Genomic DNA, 18,885 nt, shown 5'->3' with positions numbered 1-18,885 from the left:
TCTCTCCCTGAGGCTTGCCAAGACTAGATCATCCCCGCGCCGTGATCGTTCCCGCGTTTTGCGCGGGAACTGCACCACTAAACCGAAATGCCGTGTTTGCCGAGAAACTCGACAAAAGCCTCTTCATCCAGAACCTTCAACCCCAGCTCATTGGCCTTCGCCAACTTGGAACCTGCACCCGGTCCAGCGACCACACAATGAGTCTTGGCCGACACCGAGCCCGCTACCTTGGCACCGAGGCTTTCAAGTTTGTCCTTGGCGATGTCGCGGCTCATCAACTCCAGCGAACCGGTCAGCACCCAGGTCTGCCCGGCCAGCGGCAAGCCTTCAACGACTTTCTTCTCGCTCTGCCAGTGCATGCCGAAATCGCGCAGCTGTTTCTCGGCGGCTTCAGCGATTTGACGATTTTGCGCAACCGCAAAGAACTCCCGAACCGAAGTGGCCTGTTTTTCCGGCAGCGCCTGGCGCATATCCAGCCAGTCGGCGCTGAAAACACCTTCAAGCGAACCAAACTTGTCCGCCAGCTTCTGCGCCCCACCCGGCCCGACCGAAGGTATGTGCAACTTGTCGAGGAAACCACCCAACGTGGTGCTGGCAGCAAACTCGGCGCCCAGCTCACCCTGATCCTGAATCTGTAGCCCGTGCTTGAGCAGGTCCTTGATCACCTGCTGGTTATGCGCATCTTCGAAGAAGCTGTGAATCTCGTGAGCCACTTCCAGGCCAACGTCCGGCAAATACGTGAGCACTTGCGGCAACGCCTGCTGAACCCGCTCCAGCGAGCCGAGAGAACGCGCCAGCACCTTGGCTGTCTCTTCGCCGACATCGGGAATCCCGAGGGCATAGATGAAGCGTGCCAGGCTTGGCTGCTTGCTGTCTTCGATGGCGCTGAGCAAGTTCTTGCTCGACAACTCGGCAAAGCCTTCCAGATCGACAATCTGTTCGAACGTCAGCGCGTACAAATCAGCCGGCGAACTCACCAGCCCTTCGTCCACCAGTTGCTCGACGCTCTTCTCACCCAGACCTTCAATATCCATGGCGCGACGGGAGACGAAGTGAATGATTGCCTGCTTGAGTTGCGCACCGCAGGCCAGACGGCCAACGCAGCGGTACACCGCGCCTTCGCTGACGGTCTCGCGACCTTTGCTGCGCTTGACCAGTTGCGTACGCTCGACATGGGAACCGCAGACCGGGCACTGCTCGGGAATCTGTACTGGCCGTGCGTTGTCCGGACGGCGCTCGGCGACCACTTGCACCACCTGCGGAATCACATCGCCGGCGCGGCGGATGATCACCGTGTCGCCGATCATCAGGCCCAGACGCGCCACTTCGTCCATGTTGTGCAACGTCGCGTTGGCCACGGTGACACCGGCCACCTTGACCGGCTTCAAGCGCGCCACCGGCGTCACCGCACCGGTACGACCGACCTGGAATTCCACGTCGAGCAATTCAGTGAGTTCTTCCATCGCCGGGAATTTGTGCGCGATCGCCCAGCGCGGTTCACGAGCACGGAAGCCCAGCTCACGCTGAGAGGCAATGCTGTTGACCTTGAACACCACGCCGTCGATTTCGTAGGGCAGTGAATTTCGGCGCTCACCGATGTCACGGTAATAATCCAGGCATTCAACGATGCCGTGAGCCAGTTTCAACTCATGACTGATCGGCATGCCCCAAGCCTTGAGCTGCTTGAGATTGCCAATGTGCGTATCAGCAATATCGGCCGAAATCTGGCCGATGCCATAGCAGCAGAACTCCAGTGGACGGTTGGCCGTGATCTTCGAATCGAGCTGGCGCAAGCTGCCGGCCGCCGCGTTGCGCGGATTGGCGAAGGTCTTGCCGCCGACTTCCAGCTGCGTGGCGTTGAGGCGTTCGAAACCGGCCTTGGACATGAACACTTCGCCGCGCACTTCCAGGGTCGCCGGCCAGCCAGTACCGTGCAGCTTGAGCGGGATGTTGCGCACGGTGCGTACGTTGACGCTAATGTCTTCGCCAGTCGTGCCATCGCCGCGAGTCGCGCCGCGCACCAGCACGCCGTCCTGATACAGCAAGCTAACCGCCAGGCCATCGAGTTTGGGTTCACAGCTGTATTCCACCGCCGCACCGCCACCGAACAAGTCGCCGGCCGGCAGGTCGAGACCTTCGGTTACCCGGCGATCGAACTCGCGCATGTCGGTTTCTTCGAAGGCGTTGCCGAGGCTGAGCATCGGTACTTCGTGACGCACCTGAGTGAACGCCGACAGCGCCGCGCTGCCGACTCGCTGGGTCGGCGAGTCGCTGGTGATCAGTTCGGGATTGGCCGCTTCGAGGGCTTTGAGCTCATTGAACAACCGATCGTATTCGGCGTCCGGAATGCTCGGTTCGTCCAGCACGTGGTAGCGATAGTTGTGCTGATCCAGCTCAGCGCGCAGCTCTAGAATGCGGTTTTTGACGGCGGTCATGGGTGTTCTCTCATAAAGCAAAAGAGCAGCCGAGGCTGCTCTATCTCATATCATCAGGATCCAGAGATCGCAGCCTCGTTTCACTCGACAGCTCCTACAGAAAATCGCGACCCCTGTAGGAGCTGTCGAGTGAAACGAGGCTGCGATCTTTTGACCTTAGCGCTTCTGGGTCAGGGCGCGACGTTCGAACTCAACGATGCGCTGACGGTAATGCTCAATCGTCTGGGCCGTCAGCACGCTGCGCTGGTCGTCTTTCAGTTCGCCGTTCAGCTCCTGGGACAGTTTGCGCGCCGCGGCCACCATCACGTCGAAGGCTTGCTTCGGATGACGCGGGCCTGGCAGACCGAGGAAGAAGCTCACTGCCGGTGTGCTGAAGTGGTCGATGTCGTCCAGATCGAAGACGCCCGGCTTGACCGCATTGGCCATCGAGAACAGGACTTCGCCGTTGCCGGCCATGCTTTCGTGGCGGTGGAAGATGTCCATCTCGCCGAAACGCAGACCGCTTTCCAGAATGTTCTGCAACAGCGCCGGGCCTTTGAAGCCAGCAGCGTCGCGGCAGATCACGCTGATCACCAGCACTTCTTCGGCTTGCGGTTGTTCCTTGTCGCTGGCCGAACTCGAAGCCTTGGTGTCATCCGGGAAATCGTCGTCACGGCTGCTGAAGCTCGGGCCGCCGTCCAGATCCAGACTGAGGTTCATGTCGCCCTGGGAAGGCTCGCCATGGCCACGCTTGCCGCGCTTGGAACCCGACTCACGCGACTCACGGGCAGGCATGCTCACCGACGGCAGATCGTGCTCGTCCAGTTGCGGTTCTTTATGCGTATCCAGCACGCGGGGCGGGCCCAACAGCTCGGCGCTGGTGTCCTCGTCCGGCAAGTTGGACAAACTTCGGTCGAGACGGAATTTCAGTTTCCCCTTGCCGCCGCGCATGCGACGCCAGCCATCGAAAAGAATACCGGCAATGACAATAATGCCGATGACGATCAGCCACTCGCGCAGACCGATTTCCATGTAATCCCGTGCCTCTATAAAAAATGCTGAAAAATAAGAGGTTTACAACTCGTAAACCGCTTTAAAACGTGGCGCCAACTCTATGTTCTGACAGGCGTTTTGCCCACGTATACGAAAAATTGACATTAAACTAGCACGACCAAAGGCAACTTTACACCGTCTGTCACAACGGCTTGCGCGAATATGTCGATTGGCCAGCAAGTCAGGGCAGGTAAATAAGTCCTACAACTCAAAAATACCTCTCCTACAAGCGCCGACTCAGGCATCCACCATCGCCATCGCCTCCTCGACATCCACTGCCACCAGACGCGAGCAACCCGGTTCGTGCATCGTCACCCCCATCAGTTGATCGGCCATTTCCATGGCGATCTTGTTGTGGGTGATATAGATGAACTGCACCGTCTGCGACATCTCTTTGACCAGCCGTGCGTAGCGTCCAACGTTAGCGTCATCCAATGGCGCGTCAACTTCATCGAGCATGCAGAACGGCGCCGGATTCAACTTGAAGATGGCAAAAACCAGAGCCAAGGCAGTCAGGGCTTTTTCGCCACCGGAGAGCAAATGGATGGTGCTGTTCTTCTTTCCTGGCGGCTGCGCCATGATCGTTACCCCTGTATCGAGTAGATCTTCGCCCGTCAGTTCCAAATAGGCGCGTCCTCCACCGAAAACTTTTGGGAAAAGGGTCTGTAAACCACCATTGATCTGATCAAAGGTATCTTTGAAGCGGTTTCGGGTTTCCTTGTCGATCTTGCGAATCACGTTCTCGAGCGTATCCAGCGCTTCCACCAGATCGTCGTTCTGCGCATCCAGATAACGTTTACGCTCGGATTGTTGCTGGTATTCGTCAATGGCCGCCAGGTTGATCGCACCGAGACGCTGAATCCGCGCGGCAATGCGTTCGAGTTCTTCTTCGGCGTCTTTCTCGTTGGCGTCGGCCACCAGGGTGGCGAGCACGCCGTGGAGGTCGTAACCGTCTTCCAGCAACTGATCTTCCAAGGTCTTGCGGCGCACGGTCAGGGCCTGCCATTCCATGCGCTGGGTTTCCATCTGCCCCCGAATCAACTGCGATTGCTGCTCGGCCTGGTTGCGACGTTTTTCCGCATCACGCAATTCACGGTCAGCGTCTTCCAGAGCGATCTGCGCAGTCTTGAGTTCTTCGTCGACGGTCATGCGTTTGTCGAGCAGTTCTTCAAGCTTCAGGCGCAACTCTTCCAGCGGCGCCTCGCCCTCCTCCAGGTTGAGGCTGAGCTGTTCGCGCTTCTCGGTCAGGCGCTCGGACTGCATTTCCAGACGTTCCAGCGCCTGACGCGTCGAGTCGTGTTGTGCCTTGAGCGAACCCAGACGCACCGCCAGTTGATGGGCGTGATCCTTGTGCTGCCGGGCTTCCTGCCGCACCCGATCGAGTCGCTCGCGCAAGCTGTCGCGCTGAGCCAGCAGCAACTCGCGCTGCTCGGTGTCCAGCGCCATGCTGTCGAGGGCTTCCTGCAATTGCAGACGCGCCTCGCCGATATTTTCGTGCTCAAGAGCGCGTTGCTCAGCCAATTCGGTGAGCTCTTCGTCCAGGCGTGTACGGCGCAAGGTCAGTTGTTCGGCCTTGGCTTTACCGGCGGACAATTGCGCTTTCAACTCACCTTGCTGACGGGCTTCGTCTTGCAGCAGACGGCGCAGATGTTCGCGACCGTTTTCCTGCTGACGCTGTTGCGCCCTGAGATTCTGAAGTTGGGTTTCCAGGGTTTCGACCGTGGCTTCGCGCTCTTCGCGCTCGAGGCCCAGACGCTGGATTTCCTGACCACGAGCCAGCACACCGCTTTCCGCTTCGCTGGCCCGGCGTACGCGTAAAAAGTGTCGACCAACCCAGTAACCATCGCGGCTGATCAGACTCTGGCCGGCGGTCAATTGATTGCGCAGGGCCAACGCCTGTTCGAGGCTGTCGACCGGTTTAACCTGCCCCAACCATGGCGCCAGATCGATCTGCGCTTCAACTTTATCGAGCAAGCTGCCGGGCACGCGCACGCCATCAGTGGCAGGGCTGAGCAAGCGCAAATCGCCCTGGGCAAAACCGGCCAGATCGAACTCGCCGAAGTCATCCACCAGCACCGCTTGCAGGTCGGCGCCGAGCACGGTTTCCACCGCCAGCTCCCAACCTGCCTCGACTTTCAGGCCTTCAGCCAGACGTGGACGGTCCGCCAAATGTTGTTCGCGCAGCCATTCAGCGGTGCCCGCGCCCGGATCGAGTGCGGCTTGCTGCAAGGCTTCAAGGGAGGCGAGGCGACCGTTCAGACGCTGCAAATCGCCCTGAGCCTGCTGCTGATTTTGCAGCGCTAATTGCAATTCCTGACGCAGTTGCTCGAGGCGTTCGACCTGGGCTTCTTCGCTGGCCTGCAAGTCTTCCAGCGTCGCTTCACTCGCCGCCAGTTGCTCGCTAAGTTCCATGATCGCCGCGTCTTCCGGGTCCGCCGAGAGCAACGCGCGCTCTTCGCCGAGACGCTTCTGGCGATCGGCCAGCCGCTCCATGCTGGTTTCCAGCTGCTGGATCCGCGACTGCTGAACTTCGGATTGGCGACGCGGTTCGGCGGCCGTCAGGTTGAAGGTGTCCCATTGCTCTTGCCAGGCGTGCATGGTGGTTTCGGATTCTTCCAGCGCCGCGGCGGCTTCTTCGGCGGCGGCACTGGTGACTTCCTGTTCGGGGGTGAGCATGTCCAGCTCTTCGCCGAGGGTCAGCAGCAAGGTGCGGTCGTGGCCCAGGTGAGACTCGGTTTCCAGTCGCGCGCGCTCGGCTTCTTTCAGGTCGTCCTGCAATTGGCGCAAACGCTGCTGACCGTGCTGGATACTCTGCTCGACCCGGGCGATGTCGCCGCCGACCGAATAGAAGCGCCCCTGCACCAGATTGAAGCGCTCGGACAGATCGTGGTGCCCGTCACGCAAGCGTTCGATAGCCGCATCGGCGTTGCGCTGCTCGGCCACCAGCGCTTCGAAGGTGACTTCCTGATTGCCGATGACCGCTTCGCGCTGACCGACCTGTTCATTCAAAGCCTGCCAGCGCAGGGCCGACAGCTGGGCCTTGAACTGACGCTCCTCGCCCTTGTATTCCTGATACTTCTTGGCGGCCTCGGCCTGGCGGTACAAGCGTTCAAGCTGACGCTCGAGTTCTTCGCGCAGGTCGGTCAGGCGGGCCAGGTTTTCGTGGGTGCGGCGAATGCGGTTTTCAGTCTCGCGCCGACGCTCCTTGTACTTGGAGATGCCCGCCGCTTCTTCAATAAAGTTGCGCAGGTCTTCGGGCTTTGACTCGATCAGCTTGGAGATCATCCCCTGCTCGATAATCGAGTAGCTGCGCGGGCCGAGGCCGGTGCCGAGGAAGATATCCGTGATATCACGACGGCGGCACTTGGTGCCGTTGAGGTAGTAGGTGGTCTGGCTGTCGCGGGTCACTTTGCGGCGAATGGAAATCTCCGCGTAGGCCGCGTATTCGCCGAGCAGGGTGCCGTCGGAGTTATCGAACACCAGCTCGATGCTCGCCTGGCTCACTGGTTTACGGCTGGTCGAGCCGTTGAAGATGACGTCGGTCATCGACTCGCCGCGCAGGTTCTTGGCCGAACTCTCGCCCATCACCCAGCGCACGGCGTCGATGATGTTCGACTTGCCGCAACCATTGGGCCCGACCACCGCCGCCATGTTACTGGGGAAGTTCACCGTGGTCGGGTCGACGAAGGATTTGAACCCCGCCAGCTTGATGCACTTTAGCCGCACGCTTAAGCGTCCGTCAGGGCAGAAACCACCAGATCACTGCTGCGCTGGGCATACGCCGCCAGCACAATGCGGATCTGCGGAAAATCACGGGCCAGCACGGCGGCGAGCAAGCGTTCGAACAGTTCGAGGAACTCGCTCATCGAGGCCTTGCGCTGTTCCAGGGCGAGGAAATACGCGCGGCTCATGGCCGGCTGCAGATTCTCTACGGTTTCCTGCAAGTACGGGTTGTTGGCGAACGGATACGCGGCGCGCATCACACTGAAGCTGTCGTCGACGAAGGTGCGAATGTCCTGGCGTTCGTAGCTGGCGGTCAGACGCTGCTGGATTTGCACGAACGGCGCCATGTCGGCCTGGACTTGCCAGCCGCTGGCCACTGCATTGCCCAGCAGGATGTAAAGCTCGCTCATCAGCGTGCACAGACTCTGGACCTTGTGAACCGTGAGCTCGGTCACGTGGGCGCCGCGTCGCGGCAGGATCGCGATCAGGTGGCGACGCTCGAGGATCAGCAAGGCTTCACGGACCGAACCGCGGCTGACATTGAGGGCCAGCGTGACCTTCTGTTCCTGGATGCGCTCCCCGGGCTTCATTTCGCCACGAATGATGCGTTCGGCGAGGTGGTGAGCAATTTGCTCGGCGAGGCTGTCCGGCGCCTTGAACGTCATGGTTGTCCTTCAAACTCTTCGATTTGCACAAGCGGCGCAGTGTAGCGCACATGAAGGGTCATGGCGGAGTGCCCACTCAGCGGTTTTTGGCACGATTCAAGCAAAAAGCAGGCTATCCCGTGAGGGTCAATAATGAAGGTACGCGTCGTTGATCGACAAAATGCTATTTCCTGACCTTTAAGTCAGAAAATCATTGACCGCAAAGTCAGACCTGATAAATTCGGTTCAAGTCGGTTAACAACAATAATGAGTCTGCGAGGCCTTCCGTGATCCAGTTTTTACTTAACCAGGAACTCCGTAGCGAGCACGCCCTGGACCCAAACCTGACCGTGCTCAATTATCTGCGCGACCATGTGGGCAAACCCGGCACCAAAGAAGGCTGCGCCAGCGGTGACTGCGGCGCCTGCACCGTGGTGGTTGGCGAGCTGCAAACGGATGACGATGGCCGCGAACACATTCGCTATCGCAGCCTCAACTCGTGCCTGACGTTCGTTTCGTCACTGCACGGCAAACAACTGATTAGCGTCGAAGATCTTAAGCACCAAGGCGAGCTGCACAGCGTGCAGAAAGCCATGGTCGAGTGCCACGGTTCGCAATGCGGCTTCTGCACCCCGGGCTTCGTGATGTCATTGTTCGCGTTGCAAAAGAACAGCGATCAACCGGATGCTCATAAAGCCCACGAAGCGCTGGCCGGCAACCTTTGCCGCTGCACCGGCTATCGGCCGATTCTGGCTGCCGCCGAACAATCCTGCTGCGGCAAGCAAACGGACCAGTTCGATGCGCGTGAAGCCGACACCATCGCTCGCCTGAAAGCCATCGCCCCTACCGACATCGGCGAACTCAACAGTGGCGACAAACGCTGCCTGGTGCCGCTGACCGTTGCCGATCTGGCTGACCTCTACGACGCTTATCCACAAGCCCGCCTGCTGGCCGGCGGCACGGATCTGGCGCTGGAAGTCACGCAATTCCACCGCACCCTGCCGGTGATGATCTACGTCGGCAACGTCGCCGAGATGAAGCGTATCGAACGTTTCGACGATCGTCTGGAAATCGGCGCCGCCACTGCCCTCTCCGATTGCTACGAGGCCTTGAAAGCCGAGTACCCGGACTTCGGAGAATTGCTGCAACGCTTTGCTTCGCTGCAGATCCGCAACCAGGGCACCCTCGGCGGCAACATCGGCAACGCCTCGCCCATCGGTGACTCGCCGCCCCTGCTGATTGCACTCGGCGCGCAGATTGTCCTGTGCAAAGGCGAAGTCCGCCGCACCATGGCCCTGGAAGATTACTTCATCGATTACCGGGTCACCGCGCGGCAAGAAAGCGAGTTCATCGAAAAGATCATCGTGCCGCGTGCCAGCGCCGAACAACTGTTCCGCGCCTACAAGGTGTCGAAACGTCTGGACGATGACATTTCCGCCGTCTGCGCCGCGTTCAACCTGCGCATCGACAACGGCGTGATCGCCGACGCTCGCGTCGCCTTCGGCGGCATGGCTGCTACACCAAAACGTGCCAAGGCATGCGAAGCCGTATTGCTCGGCGCCACCTGGAACAACGACACCGTTGAACGCGCCTGCGCTGCGCTGGCCGAAGATTTCACGCCGCTCTCGGACTTCCGCGCCAGCAAGGAATACCGCCTGCTCAGCGCGCAAAACCTGCTGCGTAAATACTTCATCGAACTGCAAACACCGCACATCGAGACTCGGGTGACCGCTTATGTCTAATCATCACGCCGTAGAGAAGACCCAGGCCGAATTGGCTGAACTGTTCGCCAAGGACCTGACCACCGGTGTCGGCCGCAGCGTCAAGCACGACAGCGCCGCCAAGCACGTGTCCGGTGAAGCGCAGTACATCGACGACCGGCTGGAATTTCCGAACCAGTTGCATGTTTACGCACGGCTATCGGACCGCGCCCACGCGAAAATCATCAGCATCGACACCAAACCTTGTTACGCCTTCGAAGGCGTGCGCATCGCTATCACCCACGAAGACGTACCGGGCCTGAAAGACATCGGCCCATTGCTGCCGGGCGATCCGCTGCTGGCCATCGACGACGTGCAGTTCGTCGGTCAACCGGTACTCGCCGTCGCCGCGAAAGATTTGGAAACCGCACGCAAAGCCGCGATGGCCGCGATCATCGAATACGAAGATCTGGAGCCGGTACTGGACGTGGTTGAAGCGCTGCGCAAACGCCACTTCGTGCTCGACAGTCACACGCATCAGCGCGGTGATTCGGCCGGTGCCCTGGCAACCGCCGAGCATCGTATCCAGGGCACGCTGCACATTGGCGGCCAGGAACACTTCTACCTCGAAACCCAGATCTCTTCGGTGATGCCGACTGAAGACGGAGGGATGATCGTCTACTGCTCGACGCAGAACCCCACCGAAGTACAGAAGCTCGTCGCCGAAGTGCTCGATGTGTCGATGAACAAAATCGTCGTCGACATGCGCCGCATGGGCGGTGGTTTCGGTGGCAAGGAAACCCAGGCTGCCAGCCCAGCGTGCCTCTGCGCAGTTGTTGCGCACCTCACCGGTCAACCGACCAAGATGCGCCTGCCGCGCGTCGAAGACATGCTGATGACCGGCAAGCGTCACCCGTTCTACGTCGAATACGACGTGGGCTTCGACAGCACTGGCCGGCTGCACGGCATTGCGCTGGAACTGGCCGGCAACTGCGGTTGCTCGCCGGACTTGTCGGCGTCGATTGTCGACCGCGCGATGTTCCACGCCGACAACTCGTACTACCTGGGTGACGCGACCATCAACGGTCACCGCTGCAAAACCAACACCGCATCGAACACCGCTTACCGTGGTTTCGGCGGCCCGCAAGGCATGGTTGCCATCGAAGAAGTGATGGATGCGATTGCCCGTCATCTGGCCCTTGATCCGCTGGCGGTGCGCAAGGCCAACTACTACGGCAAGACCGAGCGCAACGTCACCCATTACTACCAGACCGTCGAGCACAATATGCTCGAGGAAATGACCGCCGAACTCGAAGAAAGCAGCCAGTACGCCGAGCGCCGCGAAGCGATTCGTCGCTACAACGCCAACAGCCCGATCCTGAAAAAAGGCCTGGCGCTGACCCCGGTGAAATTCGGTATTTCCTTCACCGCCAGCTTCCTCAACCAGGCCGGTGCGCTGATCCATGTCTACACCGATGGCAGCATCCACCTGAACCATGGCGGCACCGAAATGGGTCAGGGCCTGAACACCAAAGTCGCGCAGGTCGTGGCTGAAGTGTTCCAAGTGGAAATGGACCGCGTGCAGATCACCGCGACCAACACCGACAAGGTGCCGAACACCTCGCCGACCGCCGCTTCCAGTGGCGCCGACCTTAACGGTAAAGCCGCACAGAACGCGGCGGAAATCATCAAGAAACGCTTGGTTGAATTTGCCGCGCGGCAGTACAAAGTCAGCGAAGAAGACGTGGAATTCCACAACGGCCACGTGCGGGTCCGTGATCACATCCTGACCTTCGAATCGCTGATCCAGCAGGCGTATTTCGCTCAGGTTTCGCTGTCGAGCACCGGGTTCTACAAGACCCCGAAAATCTTCTACGACCGTAGCCAGGCACGTGGTCGGCCGTTCTACTACTACGCCTTCGGCGCAGCGTGCTGCGAGGTGATCATCGACACCCTGACCGGCGAGTACAAAATGCTGCGCACCGACATCCTCCACGACGTCGGCGACTCGCTGAACCCGGCGATCGACATCGGCCAGGTCGAGGGCGGTTTCATCCAAGGCATGGGCTGGCTGACCATGGAAGAACTGGTGTGGAACAACAAAGGCAAACTGATGACCAACGGCCCGGCCAGCTACAAGATCCCGGCGGTGGCGGACATGCCGCTGGACCTACGGGTGAAGCTGGTGGAAAACCGCAAGAACCCGGAAGACACGGTGTTCCATTCCAAGGCCGTGGGTGAGCCGCCGTTCATGCTGGGTATCGCGTCGTGGTGTGCGATCAAGGACGCCGTGGCCAGTCTAGGCGACTACAAGCATCAACCGAAAATCGACGCACCAGCGACGCCGGAGCGGGTGTTGTGGGGCTGTGAGCAGATGCGGCAGTTGAAGGCGGCCAAGGCTGTCGAGGCTGAAGTCGAGTTGGCTTCGCTTTAAGACCGAGTCGCGGCCTTCGCGAGCAAGCCCGCTCCCACAGGGGGGGTTTGTGAACGCCACCAATCCAATGTGGGAGCGAGCTTGCTCGCGATGGCGGACTGACAGACAACAGAGATGTTGAGGTGAAACATGTACAACTGGATCGACGCCCTCGCCGACCTGCAATCCCAGGGTGAACCCTGTGTGTTGGTCACCATCATCGAAGAGCTCGGCTCGACGCCGCGTAACGCCGGCTCGAAAATGGTCATCAGCGCCAGCCAGACCTTCGACACCATCGGTGGCGGGCATCTGGAATACAAGGCCATGCAGATCGGCCGCGAGATGCTGGCCAGCGGTAAGCAGGACACGCACCTTGAGCGCTTCAGCCTCGGCGCCAGCCTGGGCCAGTGCTGTGGCGGCGTGACGGTGTTGCTGTTCGAACCGATGGGCCAGGTCCAGGCGCAGATTGCCGTGTTCGGTGCCGGCCACGTCGGCCGGGCGCTGGTGCCGCTGCTCGCCAGCTTGCCCTGCCGGGTGCGCTGGATCGATTCGCGGGAAGCCGAATTCCCGGAACAGATCCCCCACGGCGTACGCAAAATCGTCGCCGATGAACCGGTGGACGAAATCGATGACCTGCCCGCCGGCAGCTACTGCATCGTCATGACCCACAATCACCAGCTCGACCTCGAACTCACCGCCGCGATCCTCAAGCGCAACGACTTCGCCTACTTCGGCCTGATCGGTTCGAAGACCAAACGGGTGAAATTCGAACACCGCTTGCGGGACCGTGGTTTCGACAGCGCCGTGCTGCAACGCATGCGCTGCCCGATGGGCATCGGCGAAGTCAAAGGCAAGTTGCCTGTGGAAATTGCCATCTCCATCGCCGGCGAAATCATCGCCACCTATAACGCCAATTTCGGCCAGCACACCGCCAGCGCCGGATCATCGATCGCCAAACTGCTGCCTGCCTCACGCCGCAGCCAAGCCACGAATTGAGAAATTTTATGCCTCTGACTCGCAAAGCCTACCGCGCCGCCATTCTGCACAGCATCGCCGATCCTGCCGAAGTCGGTATCGAAGCCTCTTACGAGTATTTCGAAGATGGCCTGCTGGTGGTCGATAACGGCCAGATCAGCGCCCTTGGTCACGCCAGCGACTTGCTGCCGACCCTGCCGACCGATATCGAAATCACCCATTATCAGGACGCGCTGATCACCCCGGGCTTCATCGACACCCACATTCACTTGCCGCAAACCGGCATGGTCGGCGCCTACGGCGAACAGCTGCTGGACTGGCTCAACACCTACACCTTCCCGTGTGAAAGCCAGTTTGCCGACAAGGCTCACGCTGACGAAGTCGCGGACATTTTCATCAAGGAACTGCTACGCAACGGCACCACCACCGCGCTGGTCTTCGGCAGCGTGCATCCGCAATCGGTGAACTCGTTCTTCGAGGCAGCCGAACAGCTGGACCTGCGGATGATCGCCGGTAAGGTGATGATGGACCGCAACGCCCCGGACTACCTGACCGACACCGCCGAATCCAGCTATGTCGAAAGCAAGGCGCTGATCGAACGCTGGCACGGCAAGGGTCGCCTGCACTATGCGGTCACCCCGCGGTTCGCCCCGACCAGCACCCCGGAACAGCTGACCCTCGCCGGCCAGTTGCTCAGCGAATTTCCTGACGTGTACATGCAGACCCACATCAGCGAAAACCTCAAGGAAGTGGAGTGGGTCAAGGAGCTATTCCCGGAGCGCAAGGGCTATCTGGACGTCTACGACCACTACAAACTGCTCGGCGAGCGCTCGGTGTTCGCCCATGGCGTGCACCTGTGCGATGACGAGTGTGCGCGGCTGGCTGAAACCGGCTCGGCGATCGCCTTCTGTCCGACGTCGAACTTTTTCCTCGGCAGCGGTTTGTTCAACCTGCCGATGGCCGAGAAGCACAAGTTGAATGTCGGCCTCGGTACGGACGTCGGTGGCGGCACCAGTTTCTCGCTGCTGCAAACGTTGAACGAAGCGTACAAGGTCATGCAGATGCAAGGCGCACGACTGAGCCCGTTCAAATCGCTGTACCTGGCGACCCTCGGTGGTGCGCGTGCGCTGCGTCTGGAAGACAAGATCGGCACCCTGCAACCGGGCACTGATGCGGACTTCCTGGTGCTGGACTACAACGCCACACCGCTGCTGAGCTATCGCTTGAAGCAGGCCAATAACATTGCCGAGACGTTGTTTGTGTTGATGACGCTGGGGGATGACCGGACGGTGTTGCAGACGTATGCGGCGGGGAATCAGGTGCATCAGCGTTAAGATATTCCGGACGTAAAAAATCCCCCGTTGCTTTACAGCACGGGGGATTTTTGTTGCCTGTCAAAAGATCACAACCGACAATCAGAGTTTGACCGCTGGCCGCCCTGGCTTCTTGGTCTGCAACAAATGCGAGAACACCGCATGCAAATCATCCGACGCGCTTTCTTCGTCCAGGTTGAGTTTGCTGTCGATGTGATCCATGTGATGCATCATCAGGTCTACCGCCAGCTCAGCGTTGCGCGCTTCGATGGCGTCGATCAGCTGGGTGTGCTCGTCGTAGGAACAGTGGGAGCGATTGCCGCTTTCATACTGGGCAATGATCAACGACGTCTGGGACACCAGGCTGCGCTGGAAGCTGATCAGCGGCGCATTTTTCGCGGCTTCGGCCAACTTCAAGTGGAACTCGCCCGACAGACGAATACCGGCGCCGCGATCGCCACGGGAGAAGCTGTCGCGCTCGTCGTTGACCATCTGGCGCAACTCGGCAATCTGCTCGGCAGTGGCGTGCTGCACCGCCAATTCAGTGATCGCACGCTCCACCAGACGCCGGGCCATGAACACCTGGCGGGCCTCTTCGACACTCGGGCTGGCGACTACAGCTCCACGGTTCGGCCGCAGCAGCACGACGCCTTCATGGGCCAGGCGCGACAGCGCGCGGCGAATGATGGTGCGACTGACCCCGAAAATTTCCCCCAGCGCTTCTTCGCTCAACTTGGTACCGGGCGCCAGACGCTGTTCGAGGATGGCCTCGAAGATATGCGCATAGACAATATCGTCCTGGGTACCGCTGCGGCCGGCTTTGCCTGCTCGCGGTTGTTTCTTTAGGGGTTGCAACTGTTCGTTCATGGGCACTCGAGTCGGAAGAACTGCGGCGAATTGACCGTGACTGTAATACGGCACAGTGGGTCGCTGGCAAGTATCGCGTAAAAAACACTGCGATTGTACACAATGGAGGGTGGCAACACGACTGTACGGCTGTTTGTCGCTTCCGCTGTATTGCAACGACTGGTTACTTTTGAGTTTAGGCTTGAACGCAGAATCCGCAGCCTGAATGCAATTCCCTGTGGGAGCGTGGCTTGCCCGCGAAGGCGTCGTGTCAGTCAACGTTGATATCGACTGACACGAAGCCTTCGCGGGCAAGCCACGCTCCCACAGGGTTCAGCGTTGATTCGACATCTTTATCAGAACAAGGAACACCGCTGTCATGAACGACGTCACACACACGCAGCTACGCCCTTTGGCCGATACGTCGCCTTCGGCCATCGTCGCCGGCTTCATCGCGATGATGACCGGCTACACCAGCTCGCTGGTGCTGATGTTCCAGGCCGGGCAAGCGGCGGGCCTGACCAGCGGGCAGATTTCCTCGTGGATCTGGGCGATTTCGATTGGCATGGCGGTGTGCTCGATTGGCCTGTCTCTGCGTTACCGCACGCCGATCACCATCGCCTGGTCGACACCCGGCGCAGCGTTGCTGATCACCAGTCTGGCCGGTGTGACCTACGGCGAAGCCATTGGCGCCTACATTACCTGCGCGGTGCTGGTGACGATTTGCGGCCTGACCGGCAGCTTCGAGCGGCTGGTGAAAAAGATTCCGGCTTCATTGGCCGCCGCTCTGTTGGCGGGGATTCTATTCAAGATCGGCAGCGAAATCTTCGTCGCCGCGCAGCATCGCACCGCGCTGGTATTGGGCATGTTCTTCACTTATCTGGTGGTCAAACGCCTGTCGCCGCGTTATGCCGTACTGGCCGCGCTGTTGATCGGCACGGCGCTGTCAGGGTTCATGGGCCTGCTGGACTTCAGCGGTTTTCATCTGGAAGTGGCGACGCCGGTCTGGACCACGCCGCACTTCTCCCTGGCCGCGACCATCAGCATCGGCATTCCGCTGTTTGTCGTGGCGATGACCTCGCAAAACATGCCCGGTATCGCCGTTCTGCGCGCCGACGGTTACACCGTGCCGGCCTCGCCGCTGATCACCACCACCGGCATCGCTTCGTTGCTGCTGGCGCCGTTCGGTTCCCACGGGATCAACCTGGCGGCCATCAGCGCGGCGATTTGCACCGGGCCGCATGCCCATGAGGATCGCAACAAGCGCTACACGGCGGCCGTCTGGTGCGGGATTTTCTACGGGATTGCCGGAGTGTTCGGCGCGACACTGGCGGCGCTGTTTGCCGCGCTACCGAAAGAGTTGGTGCTGTCGATTGCGGCACTGGCGTTGTTCGGCTCGATCATCAATGGCTTGAGCATCGCCATGAGCGAAGTGAAGGAACGTGAGGCAGCACTGATTACCTTTATGGTCACGGCGTCGGGGCTAACGCTGTTTTCCATCGGCTCGGCGTTCTGGGGGATTGTGGCGGGGGTGTTGACCTTGCTGATCTTGAACTGGCGTAAAAGCTAAAAGATCGCAGCCTCGTTGCACTCGACAGCTCCTACCTTGGAATGCGTTTTCCCTGTAGGAGCTGTCGAGTGCAACGAGGCTGCGATCTTTTGATCTTCCAGACATAAAAAAACGGCGACCCTCAGGTCGCCGTTTTTCATGACATCAAGCTACCGGATTGATCGGCTTTTCCGGGTACCAGACGTCGATCAGCGGGCTGACAGTCGCTTCGGTCAATTCGCTGCGGCCTTTGAGCCAGGCTTCAACAGCGGCACGCTGCTCTTCGGACACCGAGCCACGCTTCTGCAGGCAAACCAGACCGAAGTCGTCGCCGCCAACATAGCCCAGACCGTTGGCTTCCATGGCTTCTTTCAGGAACGCGTCGAGGAAAGCATCAATGGCTTCATCGGCCAAATCTTCTTTGAAATCCAGGTTCAGTTCGAAACCCAGCTCTTGAAATTCATCGACGCACAGTTTTTTGCGCAGACGCTGGGAACGGTTAGTCGCCATTGGAACAATCCTCATAAGTAATAACGGGCGGCACTTTAGCAGTTTAAGGCGCCGATTGCCCGTCTCTCTGGGTTGCAAGCCCTACCGTCGGTAAAAAATAGCGGATTAGAAGGCCAGGGCACGGCACAAGCCGCTACACCTTGGGGCATAATGCCGACACTTTCATGACCACTGAGGGAATTTATCTTCATGCCCTCGTCTTTTCCCCCTCGGCTGTAGGGTTTTATTACAGATGATCAAATCTTTGCGTCCCTTGTTGCTGGCCAGTCTTCTTTTTCCCCTGGCCCTCCCCGTTTCCGCCGCCACCATCAACACCGGCCTGTCGCCCAACGTTGAAAAAGCCCTCAAGGCCAGCAAGATGCAGGACAACGCCCTGTCGCTGGTGATGATCCCGCTCAACGGCCCTGGCACCCCGACGATTTTCAATGCTGACGTCTCCGTCAATCCGGCCTCGACCATGAAACTGGTCACCACTTACGCGGCGCTGGAAATGCTCGGCCCGAACCACCAGTGGAAAACCGAGTTCTTCACCGACGGCACGCTCAGCGGCGGCATCCTCAACGGTAACCTCTACCTCAAGGGTGGCGGCGATCCGAAGCTGAACATGGAAAAACTCTGGTTGCTGATGCGCGACCTGCGCGCCAACGGCGTGACGCAAATCACCGGCGACCTGGTGCTGGACCGCAGTTTCTTCGTACAACCGCAACTGCCCCAGTTCAACGACGATGGCAATGACGACAACAAACCGTTCCTGGTCAAACCCGATTCACTGCTGGTCAACCTCAAGGCCCTGCGTTTTGTGGCGCGTAACGACAACGGCAGGGTTCTGATTTCGGTAGAACCGCCGATTGCCAAGATTCGCATCGAAAACCAGGTCAAAGCCGTCAATTCCAAGCAATGCACCGGTGGCGTGCGTTACAACCCGGTGCCCCAGGCCGATGGCAGCGTGACCGTGACGGTTGGCGGCCAGTTGGGCGAGGGTTGCAGCTCCCAGACTTACCTGTCGCTGCTCGACCACGCGACCTACACCGCAGGCGCCGTGCGAGCGATCTGGAAGGAACTGGGCGGCAGCATTCAGGGCGTGGACCGTTTGGCGCCAACACCCAAAGACGCCAAGGTCCTGGCTCGGGCCTTCTCGCCGGACCTGGCGGAAATCATCCGCGACATCAACAAATACAGTAACAACACCATGGCCCAGCAGCTGTTCCTGAGCCTGGGGGCGAAGTTCCGCACCGAGGCCGACGGTGACGATGCCAAGGCTGCACAGCGTGTGGTGCGTCAGTGGCTGGCGAAGAAAGGCATCACCGCGCCGCACCTGGTGATGGAGAACGGTTCCGGTCTGTCCCGTGCGGAACGGGTGAGTGCGCGTGAAATGGCCGGCATGCTGCAAGCGGCCTGGAAAAGCCCGTATTCGGCCGAGTTCATCAGTTCGATGCCGATTGCCGGCACCGACGGCACCATGCGCAAACGCCTGAAGACCACTGCGATGCGCGGTGAAGCCCACGTCAAGACCGGCACCCTGAATACGGTGCGGGCGATTGCCGGCTTCAGCCGCGACATCAACGGCAATACCTGGGCGGTGGTGGCGATTCTCAACGACAAGGCACCGTTTGGCGCGTCGTCGGTGCTGGATCAAGTGCTGCTGGACCTGTATCGCCAGCCGAAACTGCCGGAAACGGCTTCGGTGCTCTAACCCCGAACCTCCAGTCACTGGAGATCAAATGTGGGAGCGAGCTTGCTCGCGA

The 18,885-nt window shown here is 59.8% G+C and carries 12 protein-coding genes; 6 read left to right on the top strand and 6 right to left on the bottom strand.

Annotated features, from left to right (window positions below):
* Positions 1-77 precede the first annotated feature (77 nt).
* The 4 genes from ligA to ACIQU2_RS03155 all read right to left on the bottom strand — a co-directional run bounded on the left by ligA (position 78) and on the right by ACIQU2_RS03155 (position 7,855).
* A complete protein-coding gene (gene ligA / locus ACIQU2_RS03170) occupies positions 78-2,435 on the bottom strand; it encodes an NAD-dependent DNA ligase LigA (RefSeq protein WP_403138522.1) in 2,358 nt (785 codons plus the stop codon).
* A gap of 156 nt (positions 2,436-2,591) precedes the next feature.
* The gene (gene zipA / locus ACIQU2_RS03165; RefSeq protein WP_403138519.1) at positions 2,592-3,446 is read right to left on the bottom strand and encodes a cell division protein ZipA; all 855 of its coding nucleotides are present in this window, start codon (positions 3,444-3,446) and stop codon (positions 2,592-2,594) included.
* Positions 3,447-3,704: 258 nt separating this feature from the next.
* Entirely contained in the window at positions 3,705-7,193 is a 3,489-nt protein-coding gene (gene smc / locus ACIQU2_RS03160) for a chromosome segregation protein SMC (RefSeq protein ID WP_403138516.1), read from the bottom strand.
* Between the two features lie 2 nt (positions 7,194-7,195).
* On the bottom strand, positions 7,196-7,855 hold the full coding sequence (locus ACIQU2_RS03155; protein ID WP_347803003.1) for a GntR family transcriptional regulator: 660 nt from the start codon (positions 7,853-7,855) through the stop codon (positions 7,196-7,198).
* 266 nt (positions 7,856-8,121) lie between these two features.
* Here ACIQU2_RS03155 and xdhA point away from each other — a divergent pair, with 266 nt between their 5' ends.
* The 4 genes from xdhA to guaD all read left to right on the top strand — a co-directional run bounded on the left by xdhA (position 8,122) and on the right by guaD (position 14,256).
* Positions 8,122-9,576 carry a xanthine dehydrogenase small subunit gene (gene xdhA / locus ACIQU2_RS03150; RefSeq protein ID WP_347803004.1) on the top strand — a complete coding sequence of 485 codons (1,455 nt, stop codon included), beginning with the start codon at positions 8,122-8,124 and terminating at the stop codon, positions 9,574-9,576.
* Positions 9,569-11,968 (top strand): xanthine dehydrogenase molybdopterin binding subunit, encoded by a 2,400-nt coding sequence (xdhB, locus tag ACIQU2_RS03145; protein WP_403138512.1) that lies wholly within the window; start codon positions 9,569-9,571, stop codon positions 11,966-11,968. The genes xdhA and xdhB overlap by 8 nt, the downstream gene beginning before the upstream one ends.
* A gap of 129 nt (positions 11,969-12,097) precedes the next feature.
* Positions 12,098-12,943, top strand: coding sequence for a xanthine dehydrogenase accessory protein XdhC (gene xdhC, locus ACIQU2_RS03140; protein WP_403138509.1), 846 nt, complete (start codon positions 12,098-12,100; stop codon positions 12,941-12,943).
* Between the two features lie 8 nt (positions 12,944-12,951).
* Positions 12,952-14,256, top strand: a complete 1,305-nt coding sequence (guaD, locus tag ACIQU2_RS03135; RefSeq protein ID WP_403138506.1) for a guanine deaminase — start codon at positions 12,952-12,954, stop codon at positions 14,254-14,256.
* A gap of 81 nt (positions 14,257-14,337) precedes the next feature.
* Here guaD and ACIQU2_RS03130 read toward each other — a convergent pair whose 3' ends face one another.
* Positions 14,338-15,102, bottom strand: a complete 765-nt coding sequence (locus ACIQU2_RS03130; RefSeq protein ID WP_129442830.1) for a GntR family transcriptional regulator — start codon at positions 15,100-15,102, stop codon at positions 14,338-14,340.
* Positions 15,103-15,460: 358 nt separating this feature from the next.
* On the opposite strand from ACIQU2_RS03130, the gene ACIQU2_RS03125 reads away from it, so the two are divergent.
* On the top strand, positions 15,461-16,651 hold the full coding sequence (locus ACIQU2_RS03125) for a benzoate/H(+) symporter BenE family transporter (protein ID WP_403138503.1): 1,191 nt from the start codon (positions 15,461-15,463) through the stop codon (positions 16,649-16,651).
* A 144-nt stretch (positions 16,652-16,795) separates the two neighbouring features.
* On the opposite strand, the gene ACIQU2_RS03120 is transcribed toward ACIQU2_RS03125, so the two are convergent.
* Entirely contained in the window at positions 16,796-17,140 is a 345-nt protein-coding gene (locus tag ACIQU2_RS03120; protein ID WP_007896965.1) for a YggL family protein, read from the bottom strand.
* Between the two features lie 232 nt (positions 17,141-17,372).
* Between ACIQU2_RS03120 and dacB the strand changes: the two genes are divergently transcribed.
* On the top strand, positions 17,373-18,833 hold the full coding sequence (dacB, locus tag ACIQU2_RS03115; protein WP_403138501.1) for a D-alanyl-D-alanine carboxypeptidase/D-alanyl-D-alanine-endopeptidase: 1,461 nt from the start codon (positions 17,373-17,375) through the stop codon (positions 18,831-18,833).
* Positions 18,834-18,885 lie beyond the last annotated feature (52 nt).

It is taken from the genome of Pseudomonas sp. NPDC098740 (genome assembly GCF_044760065.1).
Lineage (GTDB): Bacteria > Pseudomonadota > Gammaproteobacteria > Pseudomonadales > Pseudomonadaceae > Aquipseudomonas > Aquipseudomonas rossensis.
Note: the sequence above shows the minus strand (reverse complement) of the source record. Positions and strands in the feature narration are given on the sequence as shown.

Coding starts and splice junctions, on each gene's coding strand:
- ACIQU2_RS03130 (WP_129442830.1), bottom strand. CDS start 15,102: ATGAACGAACAGTTGCAACCCCTAAAGAAACAACCGCGAGCAGGCAAA.
- xdhB (WP_403138512.1), top strand. CDS start 9,569: ATGTCTAATCATCACGCCGTAGAGAAGACCCAGGCCGAATTGGCTGAA.
- ACIQU2_RS03125 (WP_403138503.1), top strand. CDS start 15,461: ATGAACGACGTCACACACACGCAGCTACGCCCTTTGGCCGATACGTCG.
- ACIQU2_RS03120 (WP_007896965.1), bottom strand. CDS start 17,140: ATGGCGACTAACCGTTCCCAGCGTCTGCGCAAAAAACTGTGCGTCGAT.
- ACIQU2_RS03155 (WP_347803003.1), bottom strand. CDS start 7,855: ATGACGTTCAAGGCGCCGGACAGCCTCGCCGAGCAAATTGCTCACCAC.
- guaD (WP_403138506.1), top strand. CDS start 12,952: ATGCCTCTGACTCGCAAAGCCTACCGCGCCGCCATTCTGCACAGCATC.
- xdhC (WP_403138509.1), top strand. CDS start 12,098: ATGTACAACTGGATCGACGCCCTCGCCGACCTGCAATCCCAGGGTGAA.
- dacB (WP_403138501.1), top strand. CDS start 17,373: ATGATCAAATCTTTGCGTCCCTTGTTGCTGGCCAGTCTTCTTTTTCCC.
- zipA (WP_403138519.1), bottom strand. CDS start 3,446: ATGGAAATCGGTCTGCGCGAGTGGCTGATCGTCATCGGCATTATTGTC.
- ligA (WP_403138522.1), bottom strand. CDS start 2,435: ATGACCGCCGTCAAAAACCGCATTCTAGAGCTGCGCGCTGAGCTGGAT.